The sequence below is a fragment of the Methylobacterium nonmethylotrophicum genome (genome assembly GCF_004745635.1).
Classification (GTDB): Bacteria; Pseudomonadota; Alphaproteobacteria; order Rhizobiales; family Beijerinckiaceae; genus Methylobacterium; species Methylobacterium nonmethylotrophicum.
On the sequence record NZ_SRLB01000002.1, the window covers coordinates 251,748 to 264,644 of the forward strand.

A 12,897-nucleotide genomic window follows, 5' to 3' on the forward strand; every position below is an offset into this window, starting at 1 on the left:
CGTGCCGGTTGTCTAGGGTGCCGGGCGTCCCAGCAACGGGGCGGTGGACCGTTCAGACAGATGCGCGTATCCCTTCCGAGCCTCGCCGCGGCGATCGTCATGGCGGCCGCTCCGGCCGCTCAGGCCGCCGATCCCTCGGCCCTGGTCCCCTCCTACCGGCCGCCGGTCCAGCCGCTGAGCATCGTCTCGGAGTTCCGCATCGGCGGCTCCGCCCAGGATCCGGGCAGCAACGAGAAGAACACGAGCAACATCAACGGCGAATTGCTGTTCGCCAAGCCGGTGACCGGCCTCGACCGGTTCTGGGCCGCCTTCGTGCCGCGCCCGACGGTCGGCGGCAGCTACAACGTCGACGGCCGCACCAGCTACGCCTATCTCGGCGCGACCTGGACCATCGACATCACCGACCGGATCTTCGTCGAAGGGTTCTTCGGCGCCGGCTTCCACGACGGCTATACAGGGCCGAAGCTCTACGTGCCGCGAATCTACAATTCGCTCGGCTGCTCGCCGCTGTTCCGCGAGGCCGCGGCCATCGGCTTCCGCCTCAACGAGCACTGGAGCGTGATGGCGACGATCGAGCACATGTCGAATGCCGGCCTGTGCGTCGAGAACCGCGGCCTGACCAATTACGGCGGCAAGATCTCCTATACTTTCTGACGACCGCCGAATCTCGGCAGGGGCCGGCGGTTCCGGTATAGGGTCGCGGGGCCCCGCTGCCGTTCCGGGAGCGGCCCGCGCGGGCCCGTCGTCAGAGGGAGAAAGCCCGTGGTTGTGCTCAACCGCATCTATACCCGCACCGGCGATTCCGGCACGACGGCGCTCGCCAGCGGCGAGCGCCGCTCGAAGGCGGATCTGCGCGTCGAGACCTACGGCACGGTCGACGAGACCAATGCCTGCCTGGGACTGGCCCGCCTGCATACCACGGGCGAGCTCGACGCGATGCTGGGGCGGATGCAGAACGACCTGTTCGATCTCGGAGCCGACCTCGCCACCCCGGAGACCGGCGAGCCCCTCGCCTACGAGCCGCTGCGGGTCGTGGCCGCACAGGTCGAGCGGGTCGAGCGCGAGATCGACGCGCTCAATGCCGGCCTCTCGCCGTTGCGCTCCTTCGTGCTGCCGGGCGGCTCGGCCGCGGCGGCGGCCCTGCACCTCGCCCGCACGGTCTGCCGGCGGGCCGAGCGCCTGGCCGTGGCGCTCGCGGGGACGCCCGGCGAGACCGTCTCGCCGGTGGCGATCCAGTACCTCAACCGCCTGTCCGACTTCCTGTTCGTCGCCGCCCGGGTCGCCAATGACGGCGGTGCCGCGGACGTGCTGTGGGTGCCGGGCAAGACCCGCACCTGACCCCCCGTTACCGGACGGGGCGCGCGGCCCGGAGGCCCGCGTTGACAATTCGGAAAATCGGCCGTTACGGTCCGCGCCACCTTGCTCCATCAGGGATGATCGCGGGCCGGCCGAGGGAGGGCGCGGCCGCGATCGTCCCTTCGTCTCCTGAAGGATGCGACGATCATGAAGGTCCTGGTGCCCGTCAAGCGGGTGGTCGACTACAACGTCAAGATCCGGGTCAAGCCGGACGGCTCCGGCGTCGAGCTCGCCAACGTCAAGATGTCGATGAATCCCTTCGACGAGATCGCCGTCGAGGAGGCGATCCGCCTCAAGGAGAAGGGCAAGGTCACGGAGATCGTCGCGGTCTCGATCGGCCCGCAGCAGGCCCAGGAGACGATCCGCACCGCGCTCGCCATGGGCGCCGACCGCGGCATCCTGGTCAAGACCGACGCCGCCGTCGAGCCGCTCGCCGTCGCCAAGCTCCTCAAGGCCTTGGTGGAGAAGGAGAGCCCGGACCTCGTGATCCTGGGCAAGCAGGCGATCGACGACGATTCGAACCAGACCGGCCAGATGCTCGCCGCCCTGCTGGGCTGGCCGCAGGGCACCTTCGCGTTCAAGCTCGAGATCGGGGACGGCAGCCTCGACGTGGTGCGCGAGATCGACGGCGGCCTCCAGACCCTGAATCTCAGGCTGCCGGCGATCGTCACCACGGACCTGCGCCTCAACGAGCCGCGCTACGCGTCACTGCCCAACATCATGAAGGCGAAGAAGAAGCCCCTCGACACGGTCGAACCGGAGGCCCTCGGGGTCGACGTGAGCCCGCGCCTGAAGGTGCTCAAGACCGTCGAGCCGGGCGGCCGCAAGGCCGGCGTCAAGGTCGCCAGCGCCGCCGAGCTCGTCAACAAGCTGAAGGTCGAGGCCGGCGTCCTCTGAGGACGCCCACGCCTCCCTCGAACGGAAGGAACGACACGCCATGACCACCCTCCTGCTGGTCGAGCATGCCGGCGGCGCCGTGAAGGACGCCAGCACCAAGGCCCTTACGGCGGCCAAGCAGCTCGGCGCCCCGGTCCACGCCCTGCTGGTCGGCGCCGACGCGCAGGGCGCGGCGCAGGCCGCCGCCAAGCTCGACGGGGTCGAGAAGGTGCTGGTGGCGTCCGATGCCGCCCTCGACCACCTGCTCGCCGAGCCGACCGCCGCGCTGGTGGCGGAACTCGCCGCCGCCTACGACACCGTGATCGCCGCCGCCTCGACGGAGGGCAAGAACGTGCTGCCGCGCGTCGCCGCCCTCCTCGACGTCGCGCAGGTCTCGGACATCATCAAGGTGGTGGGCCCCGACACGTTCGAGCGGCCGATCTACGCCGGCAACGCGATCCAGACCGTGCAGGCGACCGATGCCAAGCGGGTGATCACGGTGCGTACCGCCGCCTTCCAGGCGACGCCGGAGGGCGGGTCGGCCGCCCCGGTCGAGGCGGCCGCCGCGGCGGCCGCCTCGGAGGCGAAGTCGTCGTTCAAGGGCGAGGAGATCGCCAAGTCCGACCGGCCGGAACTGGCCGCGGCCCGCATCATCGTGTCGGGCGGCCGCTCGCTCGGCTCGGCGGACAAGTTCAAGGAGCTGATCGAGCCGCTGGCCGACACCCTCGGGGCCGCCGTCGGCGCCTCGCGCGCGGCGGTGGATGCGGGCTACGCCCCGAACGACTGGCAGGTCGGCCAGACCGGCAAGGTCGTGGCGCCGGACCTCTACGTCGCGGTCGGCATCTCGGGAGCGATCCAGCACCTCGCCGGCATGAAGGATTCGAAGGTCATCGTCGCCATCAACAAGGACGAGGAGGCGCCGATCTTCCAGGTCGCCGATTACGGCCTGGTCGGCGATCTTTTCCAGGTAGTGCCGGACCTGCAGCAGGAGATCGCGAAGGCCAAAGGCTGATCGTCCGAGGGCTGATCGGGACGGCTGACCGCCCGGCCCCCGCGCCGTGGATTGCGCGGGGCGGGGGCCGGGCGCCGGCGCCACGGCGCCGGAAGTCCTTCGCAGATGCGAAGGCGCGATGATATGAACGCTCGGGACGGCGGAGCGGGAAGGCGGAGTGTGATGGGCATCGAGATCAAGACGGTCGGGATCATCGGGGCCGGTCAGATGGGCAGCGGCATCGCCCATGTTTGCTCCCTGGCCGGGCTCGACGTGCGGATGAACGACCGCGACCCCGAGCGCCTGAAGAACGGCCTGGCGACCGTCAACGGCAACCTGCTGCGCCAGGTCTCGAAGGGCGCCATCACCGACGACCAGCGCCGGAATGCGATCGAGCGGATCCTGGCGGTCGATTCGTTCGAGGAATTCGGCCCCTGCGAGCTGGTCATCGAGGCGGCGACCGAGGACGAGACCGTCAAGCGCAGCATCTTCAGCGCGCTCTGCCCGTCCTTGCGGCCCGAGACGATGGTGGCGACGAACACCTCGTCCATCTCGATCACGCGGCTCGCCGCCTCGACCGACCGGCCGGAGCGGTTCATCGGCATCCACTTCATGAACCCGGTGCCGGTGATGCAGCTCGTCGAGCTGATCCGCGGCATCGCCACCGAGGATCCGACCTACGAATCGGCCAAGGCCTTCGTGAAGCGGCTCGGGAAGATCGTGACGGTGTCGGAGGACTTCCCGGCCTTCATCGTCAACCGCATCCTGCTGCCGATGATCAACGAGGCGATCTACACCCTCTACGAGGGCGTCGGCTCGGTCGACTCGATCGACACCGCGATGCGGCTCGGCGCCAACCACCCGATGGGCCCGTTGCAGCTGGCCGACTTCATCGGCCTCGATACCTGCCTGTCGATCATGCAGGTGCTCTACGAGGGCCTGGCCGATTCGAAGTACCGGCCCTGCCCGCTCCTGGTAAAATACGTCGAGGCCGGCTGGCTCGGCCGCAAGACGAAGCGCGGCTTCTACGATTACCGCGGCGCGGAGCCGGTTCCGACCCGCTGAGTAGCGTCCGTCAGCCGGGGGCGAGGGACCGCTCCCGCTCGCACGCGGTACGTCTCGAGGCGACGCGACCGGGTCAGCGGACCCGGATCTGGATGCGCGGCCGCCAGACCCCCAGCACCACGTTCGCCGTCGCGACCGCGAGCAGCACCCACAATGTTCCCCGTTCGGCGCCGAGCGATTCGGCCAGCGTCGCCGGGTCGAGGCGGCCGGCGAGCGCCTGCGCGCTGCGCTCGGCTTCCCGCTGCATCGGCCCCTGGACGCCCACGAAGCCGTACTCGAACATCAGCACGCCGGTCGCGAGCTTCACCCAGGCCCAGCCGGCATTGTGGAAGGCGCGGTTGAGCGCGATGGCCAGCAGCCCGGCCACGAGCATCAGCGCCAGGGACGGGAGGAAGATCCACGTCGCCACGGCCGCCATCGCGCCGCGGATCAATGCGTAGCCGGACAGGGACGATGGCGGGGGAATGAGGCCCAGGAGCACGATCAGGGACGCCATCGCGCCCATCAGGCCGATCGCCCCCATCGTGTGAAGGAACTTCATCAAGCGTCGCATCGCTACGACAACATCCCCCGGGCAGCGCTGGACACCCTATGGAAGGGGCCGGGCCCGACGGAATCACATTCCCGTGCGAAACCTCCCAGGGATCTCGGCCGGCCCATCGCGATGCGGGTGCAAGGATGTCGTCCGGCGGAGAAGCCCGCTTAAGCGAAAGGGCCGCTCCCGGGTGGGAGACGGCCTTTCGCGGGTCCGGGGTCGACCTTACCTGGCGTTGACCGAGCTTACTTGGCGTTGGTCGGCTTACTTGGCGTTGGTCGAGCCCGTCGACTTCGGCTCGGCCGGGGTCGGGTAGGCCGGGTTGCCGGCCGGCACGCCGGCGCTGTTCGACGACGAGGTGCCGTTGGCGTTGCCGGTCGGCGAGCCGGTGATCTGCTGGCGTGAGGCGTCCTGGCTCTGGCTCGCGTAATCCTTGGGTGCGTTGGCGCCGTTCCAGCCCAGCAGCGCCACCATGGCGACCGCGAGCAGCGCGAGGCTGCCGAGCAGCACGTAGAGGACGGGACGGCCCTTCGCGCCCTGACGGGCCGCGGTCGGGGTCTCGACGGGGCGGTTGGTCTCCATGAGGCACCTCGGTGATGGCGCTCGGCGAAAGGTCGCGCCGAGCCGTGATCGTTGTGAGCAGCCAACGTCACCGCTCGGCCGAGGTTCCTGACGCGTCCCGCCGCGGGGGGCTCCGCAAGGAGGCCCGACAAGGGGGGCTCTACTGGCCCGTCAGCAGCATGATCTTGCCGAGATGGGCGCTCGATTCCATCAGTTCGTGCGCCTCCCGCGCCTGCTCGAGCGGGAAGGTGGCGTGGATCACCGGCTTGACGGTGCCGGCCTCGAGCAGCGGCCAGACCTCCCGGCGCAGGCCCTCGGCGATGGCGGCCTTCTGGGCCACGGTGCGGGGGCGCAGCGTCGAGCCGGTGACGGTCAGGCGCCGGATCATCACCGGAGTCAGGTTCACGCTCTCGGCCATGAAGCCCTGCAGGAAGGCAATGATGACGAGGCGGCCTTCGAGCGCCAGAGACTTCAGGTTGCGCTCGAGATAGGCGGCGCCGACCATGTCGAGGATCACGTCGACGCCCTGCCCGTCGGTGAGGCGCTTCACCTCGGCGGCGAAGTCGGCATCGCGGTAGTTGATGGCGTGGTCGGCCCCGAGCGACGCGCAGAAGGCGCATTTCTCGGCCGAGCCGGCGGTGGCGTAGACCGTGGCGCCGAACCGCTTGGCGAGCTGGATCGCCGTCGAGCCGATGCCGCTCGACCCGCCATGGACCAGGAAGCGCTCGCCCTGCCTCAGGCGCCCGCGCTCGAACACGTTGGTCCAGACCGTCCAGTAATTCTCCGGCAGGCCCGCCGCCTCGACCAGCGAGAGCGGGCCGGGCTTCGGCAGACAGAGCGCGGCATCCGCGACGCAGTACTCGGCGTAGCCGCCGCTGATCGTCAGCGCGCAGACCTCCTGGCCCTCGGCGAGATCCGTCACGCCCTCCCCGAGGGCGACGACGCGGCCGGCGATCTCGAGGCCCGGCACCTCGGTCGCGCCGGGGGGCGGCGGGTACTTGCCCGCGCGCTGCTGGCAATCGGGACGGTTGACGCCGGCCGCCACGACCTCGATCAGCACCTGGCCGGGGCCCGGGCGCGGCACCGGCGCGGTCTCGATCCCGATCACCTCCGGACCGCCGGCCCCGTTGAAGCGGACCTGGCGCATGGTGGCGGGGATCGACGGCATGGGGCGGCTCCGCGTGGCAGGGTGAGCGCCCTTACCTGCCGCGGAGGCTCGGATCCGGCAAGGGGGGCGGCAAGAGGGGCGGCAAGGGGGGCGCGGACCCGCGCGAGCCGTGCCTGCGCGAGGCCGCGCCTCCCGGGAGGGTGACGGTGGTCCGGCGCACGACGCCTGTGGCTCAGAACCGGAAGACGCTCGGAAGAAAGAACGAGGGCTGCACCTTCAGGGCCGACAGGCTGAACAGCTTGAACGACTCCTTGGGCGGCAGCGGCTGCGGGTTCAGCCCGCCGGTCACGGTGTCGAGATCGGCGTCGGACAGGGCGGCCTGCGCGGTCGGGGCCGACTGGGTCGGCTTGGTCTGGATCTTGAGCATCGTCGTCTCCTGGTGGCCGGTGTGATCCACATCCGAACCATGCCAGGACGGCGGGCGCGCCACTGTGCCGTGCCGCACCCGCGTCGATGTCGCCCGTGCCGACCGGCCGCCGCGCTTGCCGGTCGCGGGCGACAGCTACCGCGTGCCGTACATCCGGTCGCCCGCGTCGCCGAGGCCCGGCAGGATGTAGCCGTGCTCGTTGAGGTGGCTGTCGATGGCGGCGGTCCAGACCGGGACGTCCGGATGGGCGCCCTGGAACCGGGCCAGGCCCTCGGGCGCCGCGAGCAGGCAGACGAAGCGCAGGTCGCGGGCGCCGCGCTCCTTCAGCCGGTCGACCGCCGCGACGGCCGAGTTCGCCGTCGCCAGCATCGGGTCGAGGACCAGCACGGTGCGGTCGGCGAGGTCGGACGGGGCCTTGAAGTAGTACTCGACGGCCTCGAGCGAATCGGGGTCGCGGTAGAGCCCGACATGGGCGACGCGGGCGGAGGGCAGGAGCGACAGCATCCCGTCGAGGAAGCCGACGCCGGCCCGCAGGATCGGCGCCAGGACGAGCTTCTTGCCGGCGATCTGCGCGCCCTGCATCGTCACCAGGGGGGTCTCGATCTCCACCGGCTCGAGCGGCAGGTCGCGGGTGACCTCGTAGGCGAGCAGCGTCCCGATCTCGTTCAGGAGCTGGCGGAAGCCCTTGGTCGAGCGGGCCTTGTCCCGCATGAGGGTCAGCTTGTGCTGCACCAGCGGGTGATCGACCACCGTGACCGGCGCCAGCCCCGTCTCCCCGCGCGCACCCGCACCCTGCATCGCCGTCTCCCCGTTCACGATCGCGTCCACCTGCACCACTACCCTATAGCCCTCAGAACACCGTGCCGTCGCTGGCGATGGCGAGCGGCGGCGCGCCCTCCGGCCGCAAGGATTTTGCCAGCCGCCGGCCGGTGGCCCAGGTGCCGCCCTCCAGCACCTTGGCGAGCGGCAGTTCGGCCGGGTCCGCGAGCTTCAGCCGCTCGCGCACCAGCGGCGCCAGCCGGTCGAGCAGCGCCACGGTGAGCGCCCGCCACTCGACGACGAGGCGCGAGCCGACCTCGTGCGGCTGCGATGCTTCTTCCGGGCGGCGCAGGGCCAGCACGCCGGTATCGAGGAAGAGGCCGCCGTTACGGTACTCCGGCAGGCCGGTGAGCGCGTCGAGGCCGGTGACGGTCAGACCCGCCTCCTCCAGCGGCTCGAGGAGCGAGTAGGCCAGCCACTGCGACAGCTTGTGGAATGGCACCAGCCCTTCCGTCGGGCCCGTGCCGCCGGCGAGCGGGTGGCGCCAGGTGTCGCCCAGATCGACCCCGTCGAGGACGATGCGGCCGGGCCAGATCGGCCCGAGATGCGTCAGCAGCACCTCGAGCACCGTCTCGGCCGCGACCTCTCCGTCGCGGGCCCTGGCCTTGATGCGGTCGAACAGGAAGCCGGGCCGGGCCTGCGGCCCGAACCCTTCGGGATCGGCGGCCGCGACCTGGCCGAGGCGGTTGAGGAGCGCGGTGCGGCCGGACAGGCCGACGAGGGGGTTGGTCGGCGAGGCCTGGAAGCCGTCGCCGAGTTCCGCTTCCGTCAGGCTCGCCAGCGCCCGCGCATCGGCCCGGAACGGATCCTCGGGCGCGGAGGAGAAGAGGCCCGACACGAACATGTCGAAGCTCGCGACCGCCAGCCCCTCGGAGCGGGCATAGGTCTCGCCGGTGCGGCCCTCCTCGTAGCGCCAGGTCGGGCCGGCGCCGGCATCGAGCAGCACGCTCACCACCACGAGGTCGAAGGCGGCGCGGGCCTGCTCCGCCGCGTCGTCGAAGGGTGCGGCGTGGACGAGGGAGCCCCAGCGCTCGAACCCGCCGACCGAGAAGTGGCGCCAGCGGGCGTGGTAGGGAATCGCGAGGTCGGGATAGGCCGCCCGGATGGTCTCCACCACCGCGTCGGCGCAAGGCCCGAGGCGGTCGAGGTCGACGACGAAGTGATCGAGCCGCCCGTCGAGCCCGGCCTTGAGCAGGGTCTCGGCGCGGGCACGCACCGCCCGGGCCGAGAGCAGGCTGCGGGCGGTCGAAAACTCAGGCACGGGCATCTCCACAGGTATTTGTCGCGCGGGCGCCGGAGGCGGTCCGTCGGAACCGCTCGGTTCGTCAGAACCGCTCGAGATCGCGCCCCTTCACGGCCTCCAGGGACTCGGCGGTGCCGTCCGGCGCGTAGTAGCCCGCGGCCTTCTTGGCCTCCATCTCGACCGAGGCGTCCGGCGGGATCAGCTCCGGCGGGATCGGCACCCGCTCGCCGACCTCGATGCCCGAGCCCGTGATGGCATCGTACTTCATGTTCGACATCGACATCAGCCGGTCGATGCGGCGGATGCCGAGCCAGTGCAGCACGTCGGGCATCAGCTGCTGGAAGCGGGCGTCCTGCACGCCGGCGACGCACTCGGTGCGCTCGAAGTAGGTGGCGGCGGAGTCACCCCCCTCCTGGCGCTTGCGGGCGTTGTAGACCAGGAACTTGGTCACCTCGCCGAGCGCCCGCCCCTCCTTGCGGTTGTACACGATGACGCCGGTGCCGCCCGCCTGCGCCTCGCGCACGCATTCCTCGATGCCGTGGGTGAGATAGGGCCGGCAGGTGCAGATGTCGGAACCGAACACGTCCGAGCCGTTGCACTCGTCGTGGACCCGGCAGGCGATGCGCCGCCGCGGGTCGGACAGTCCGGCGACCTCGCCCATGACGTAGACGGTGCAGCCGCCGATCGGCGGCAGGAAGACCTGGAGGTCGGGCCGCGTCACGAGTTCCGGGAACATGCCGCCGGTCTGCTCGAACAGGGTGCGGCGCAACGCCGTCTCGCTGGTACCGAAGCGGGCGGCGACGCCCGGCAGGTACCAGACCGGATCGACCGCGATCTTGGTGACCGAGATGTCGCCGGTCGCGTGCAGCACGGTGCCGTCCGCGGCCAGCCGGTGCGCGCCCATCGCCGCCAGGATCTCGGGCAGGCTCAAGCGCGCCTTGGTGACCGCGATGGTCGGGCGGATGTCGGTGCCGGACGCGATCGCCTCGCGAAAGACCTCGCCGGGCATATGCCCCCAGGGGTCGAGGGAGACGATCTTGTCCGGGTCGGCCCATTGCGGGTGCGGGCCGATGCCGACCACCGGGTGGGTGTTGGTCAGGTCCGGCCGCGCCATCGGGTTGAGGGCCCGGCCCGCGATGGCGAGCGCCCGGTAGAGCGAGTAGGCGCCGCCATTGGCCCCGATGACGTTGCGGTCGGCCGGGTTGGTCACGGTGCCGATGATGGGTCCGCGCTCACGCGGGTCGGCGGCGCCCCAGCGGATCGGCCAGCGGGCGGCGCCCGGCTCCGGATGCGAGGTGAGCCGGATATGCGTCGAGCGGTTCGAAGTGGTCATGCGGCCGCGCCGTCCTTCAACGGAGAAGGCTCCCCGCGGGGGCCGCGGGGAGCCTGTCGTGTGCTTGACCTTGTGGAGGGTAGCCTTGCGCGATTCGGCGCGTCAAGCGCAAGGCCGAGGCGCGCCTCTCATCCTCGCGGCAGGCTGCCCTCCAGCGAGGCGATCAGTAGTTCGAGCCGGCGCGGCGGCGAGCCATGAAGGCGTCGAACTGCTCGCGGTCGCGGGCGCGCTTCAGCTCGTCGACGAACTCCGTGAAGGCCCGGCTCTCCTCCTCGAGGCGGCGGCGCTCCTCTTCGAGGCGCTCGATCTCCTTGCGGCGATACTCCTCGAAGGCCCAGTTGCCGCTGTCGCGGCGGGCGGTACCGAAGCCCGAGAACCCCGAAAATCCGTTCCGGAACGACCGTTCGGCGAAGGACTTCATCTCGTTCAAGGCCGGGTATCCCATGAGCTTCCACACCACGTAGGCGGCGGCCAGAGGCCACGCGTAGATGAAACCGATGACGATCGCGCCGATCTCGAGCGAACGGCGCGGGAACGGGCCATTGCGGCAGGCGCGGCCGCTCGACCAGGGGGCAGAGGAAAACGACACGTCACGATCTCCCGCAGGATGTGAATGTGAACGACATTTACATGCGGGGTCGCCCCGGTGGTTTCAAGGAGGGCACGGCAGGGAAATGCAGCCGCTTGCCGCCGGCGACGATGGAGGGCCGGACGGTGTCCGGGGAACGGCGACGCGGCTTCCCTGCGCGGCACGCTCGCGTCGAACGCTGCTCCATCCCGGCCGTCACGTCCGCCCGCGGGCAGAAGGTGGACCCGGATCACTCCGGCATGGAGAGAACCGGCCGCAGCCCGACGATGCGTGATCGGAATCAGATCCCTCTCGCGGACCTGGGCCGCCATCGGAGGCGACCCGTTGACAGCCACGGCCGAAGCGGGTTGAACCCGGGGGTGTGGCCTTCGATCGGCGTGAGGCCGCCTGATCGGGCGGCGAAGCGGATCTTCCGCATCGGAGGGCGAGCGCGTCGCTCAGGCGAGAAGCACGAGGATCCGCGTGACGGCGCAACCGGGTCAGACTTGATGTCATGCCATCGCCTCTCGCCTGCACGCGCCTCATGCCAGCCAGCCAGCAAACGACCATGCGTCTGACCGACACAGTTTGAGAGAATGCTGAAATCGGAAAATATAACTTATGCATCCTGCGATATGGATCTTCTCTATATTCATGGCGGCTTTTCCGAAGACGGAAGTTTATCTGGGCAAATAGCCTCAAGCAATAATGCGGCAAAATTTATATGCAAAATCTACGAAAATCCGGGATACGCGCGACCGCTCCCGTCTTCGATTTATGCGCCCGATAAGCAATACGCAGAAGATCGTGTGAATTTTCTCAACGATCTCAATAAGTCCATGAGGAATGGGATCACCTCCGCACTTTTCCTGTTAAGTGACGCAATCATTCTTGATAACGGCATTTATACGAATAAAGACGGTGCGACATGCGCTGTCTATGAAACGTTCAGACCTCAGGATCTCGAGCATCTTTCGCTGTCGGATCCGGTCGTCAATTTTACCGACGATCATCCCGATGGGATCAACCTTGCTTTCAGCAGCGGGGGATCATTCAACTATGGACACTGGATAACCGAGGATCTTCCTCGATTGAAAGCTTTCTTCATTCTTCGAAAAAAATTTCCGAACAGACACATCAATATCATCTTCCGGACTTACAACCCGATCATCGACCAGGTGCGGCTGCAATCCATCAAGGCATTCCTGGGATCGGACAGAAATTATTCGATATTGAGAATAAATCGTGAAGAGGCGCGTTCCTTCAAAGAACTATACTATGCAAGCCCGATTGCCGTCCCGCCCGTCATCAAGTCTCCTGAGGCGTTACGATCTGTTTCCTCCAAGATGCGGCGCTACGCGCTTCAGCCACGGATAAAGATCCTTCTCCGATCGGTTCTGAACAAGGGGCCGGGCGGCCTGCGCCGAAAGATCTTTGTCGAACGCCATTCGGATTACGACAGAAAATTGGTCAATCGTGATGCTGTCGCGAGCATGCTGTCCGAGTTCGGCTTCGAGATCGTCGATCCTCTTCTCATGACGTTCCGCCAGCAGATCGCCGTCTTCGCGGATGCGCGCGTCGTCGTCGGCGTGATGGGCGCTGCGATGACCAACACGATGTTCTGTTCGCCCGGCATTCCGGTCGTCCATTTGGCCGTGCAGGGTTGGGACGATCCCTTCTTCTGGGATCTGGCATGCGCGCGCAAACAATCCTACCATGTCATCTATGGAAAAAATTCCTCCAAAGCGAATCCCAATCGTGAGCCGTTCCATGTCGATGTCGCGCAATTGAGACGATTGATCGTGTCATTGGTGTAGACGGCGGAAGACAAGCTCGCCGGTGCTGCCCGAGGTCGCCTCGTCGACCGGGCGCCCTGGGCCACGGTGAGCGATCTCCGCGTGCCTCGCCGCTCTCCGCCTCCCCCGCAGGCCGGTGCGAGGCCGCGTCCACCACGACCGCAGCCTCGGCCCTGCAATCGCAGAACCAGAAGTTGCCGGCAAATATTTCCGCAGCGT

14 protein-coding genes are annotated in these 12,897 nt (G+C 68.6%); 6 read left to right on the forward strand and 8 right to left on the reverse strand.

Annotation, left to right across the window (positions count from 1 at the left end):
- Positions 1 to 60 precede the first annotated feature (60 nt).
- From EU555_RS03935 to EU555_RS03955, 5 genes are all read left to right on the forward strand, one after another.
- Entirely contained in the window at positions 61 to 654 is a 594-nt protein-coding gene (locus EU555_RS03935) for an acyloxyacyl hydrolase (RefSeq protein ID WP_135413170.1), read from the forward strand.
- A gap of 108 nt (positions 655 to 762) precedes the next feature.
- Positions 763 to 1,338: a cob(I)yrinic acid a,c-diamide adenosyltransferase gene (locus tag EU555_RS03940; protein WP_135413172.1), complete on the forward strand. Its 576-nt coding sequence runs from the start codon at positions 763 to 765 to the stop codon at positions 1,336 to 1,338.
- Positions 1,339 to 1,503: 165 nt separating this feature from the next.
- On the forward strand, positions 1,504 to 2,253 hold the full coding sequence (locus EU555_RS03945) for an electron transfer flavoprotein subunit beta/FixA family protein (protein WP_135413174.1): 750 nt from the start codon (positions 1,504 to 1,506) through the stop codon (positions 2,251 to 2,253).
- 40 nt (positions 2,254 to 2,293) lie between these two features.
- On the forward strand, positions 2,294 to 3,244 hold the full coding sequence (locus EU555_RS03950) for an electron transfer flavoprotein subunit alpha/FixB family protein (RefSeq protein WP_135413176.1): 951 nt from the start codon (positions 2,294 to 2,296) through the stop codon (positions 3,242 to 3,244).
- A gap of 162 nt (positions 3,245 to 3,406) precedes the next feature.
- On the forward strand, positions 3,407 to 4,288 hold the full coding sequence (locus EU555_RS03955; RefSeq protein ID WP_135413178.1) for a 3-hydroxybutyryl-CoA dehydrogenase: 882 nt from the start codon (positions 3,407 to 3,409) through the stop codon (positions 4,286 to 4,288).
- Positions 4,289 to 4,361: 73 nt separating this feature from the next.
- Here EU555_RS03955 and EU555_RS03960 read toward each other — a convergent pair whose 3' ends face one another.
- The 8 genes from EU555_RS03960 to EU555_RS03995 form a co-directional block, all read right to left on the reverse strand.
- Positions 4,362 to 4,841 carry a hypothetical protein gene (locus tag EU555_RS03960; protein WP_135413180.1) on the reverse strand — a complete coding sequence of 160 codons (480 nt, stop codon included), beginning with the start codon at positions 4,839 to 4,841 and terminating at the stop codon, positions 4,362 to 4,364.
- A 246-nt stretch (positions 4,842 to 5,087) separates the two neighbouring features.
- The gene (locus EU555_RS03965) at positions 5,088 to 5,405 is read right to left on the reverse strand and encodes a hypothetical protein (protein WP_135413182.1); all 318 of its coding nucleotides are present in this window, start codon (positions 5,403 to 5,405) and stop codon (positions 5,088 to 5,090) included.
- Positions 5,406 to 5,544: 139 nt separating this feature from the next.
- Positions 5,545 to 6,552 (reverse strand): NAD(P)H-quinone oxidoreductase, encoded by a 1,008-nt coding sequence (locus EU555_RS03970; protein ID WP_135413183.1) that lies wholly within the window; start codon positions 6,550 to 6,552, stop codon positions 5,545 to 5,547.
- A gap of 172 nt (positions 6,553 to 6,724) precedes the next feature.
- Complete coding sequence (locus EU555_RS03975) at positions 6,725 to 6,919, reverse strand: hypothetical protein (RefSeq protein ID WP_135413185.1); 195 nt, start codon at positions 6,917 to 6,919, stop codon at positions 6,725 to 6,727.
- 135 nt (positions 6,920 to 7,054) lie between these two features.
- Positions 7,055 to 7,717: a uracil phosphoribosyltransferase gene (upp, locus tag EU555_RS03980; protein ID WP_135413480.1), complete on the reverse strand. Its 663-nt coding sequence runs from the start codon at positions 7,715 to 7,717 to the stop codon at positions 7,055 to 7,057.
- Positions 7,718 to 7,769: 52 nt separating this feature from the next.
- Positions 7,770 to 8,999: a URC4/urg3 family protein gene (locus EU555_RS03985; protein ID WP_245524130.1), complete on the reverse strand. Its 1,230-nt coding sequence runs from the start codon at positions 8,997 to 8,999 to the stop codon at positions 7,770 to 7,772.
- Between the two features lie 64 nt (positions 9,000 to 9,063).
- On the reverse strand, positions 9,064 to 10,314 hold the full coding sequence (locus tag EU555_RS03990) for a GTP cyclohydrolase II (RefSeq protein ID WP_135413188.1): 1,251 nt from the start codon (positions 10,312 to 10,314) through the stop codon (positions 9,064 to 9,066).
- A gap of 163 nt (positions 10,315 to 10,477) precedes the next feature.
- Positions 10,478 to 10,903 (reverse strand): DUF2852 domain-containing protein, encoded by a 426-nt coding sequence (locus tag EU555_RS03995; RefSeq protein WP_135413190.1) that lies wholly within the window; start codon positions 10,901 to 10,903, stop codon positions 10,478 to 10,480.
- Positions 10,904 to 11,478: 575 nt separating this feature from the next.
- On the opposite strand from EU555_RS03995, the gene EU555_RS04000 reads away from it, so the two are divergent.
- Positions 11,479 to 12,699: a glycosyltransferase family 61 protein gene (locus tag EU555_RS04000; protein WP_135413192.1), complete on the forward strand. Its 1,221-nt coding sequence runs from the start codon at positions 11,479 to 11,481 to the stop codon at positions 12,697 to 12,699.
- The last annotated feature ends 198 nt before the right edge of the window (positions 12,700 to 12,897 follow it).

Bases quoted from the DNA above. Each gene is read 5' to 3' on its own strand.
- EU555_RS03935 (WP_135413170.1), top strand. From the start codon at position 61: ATGCGCGTATCCCTTCCGAGCCTCGCCGCGGCGATCGTCATGGCGGCC.
- EU555_RS03945 (WP_135413174.1), top strand. From the start codon at position 1,504: ATGAAGGTCCTGGTGCCCGTCAAGCGGGTGGTCGACTACAACGTCAAG.
- EU555_RS03950 (WP_135413176.1), top strand. From the start codon at position 2,294: ATGACCACCCTCCTGCTGGTCGAGCATGCCGGCGGCGCCGTGAAGGAC.
- EU555_RS03955 (WP_135413178.1), top strand. From the start codon at position 3,407: ATGGGCATCGAGATCAAGACGGTCGGGATCATCGGGGCCGGTCAGATG.
- EU555_RS03960 (WP_135413180.1), bottom strand. From the start codon at position 4,841: ATGCGACGCTTGATGAAGTTCCTTCACACGATGGGGGCGATCGGCCTG.
- EU555_RS03965 (WP_135413182.1), bottom strand. From the start codon at position 5,405: ATGGAGACCAACCGCCCCGTCGAGACCCCGACCGCGGCCCGTCAGGGC.
- EU555_RS03970 (WP_135413183.1), bottom strand. From the start codon at position 6,552: ATGCCGTCGATCCCCGCCACCATGCGCCAGGTCCGCTTCAACGGGGCC.
- EU555_RS03975 (WP_135413185.1), bottom strand. From the start codon at position 6,919: ATGCTCAAGATCCAGACCAAGCCGACCCAGTCGGCCCCGACCGCGCAG.
- upp (WP_135413480.1), bottom strand. From the start codon at position 7,717: ATGCAGGGTGCGGGTGCGCGCGGGGAGACGGGGCTGGCGCCGGTCACG.
- EU555_RS03990 (WP_135413188.1), bottom strand. From the start codon at position 10,314: ATGACCACTTCGAACCGCTCGACGCATATCCGGCTCACCTCGCATCCG.
- EU555_RS04000 (WP_135413192.1), top strand. From the start codon at position 11,479: ATGCTGAAATCGGAAAATATAACTTATGCATCCTGCGATATGGATCTT.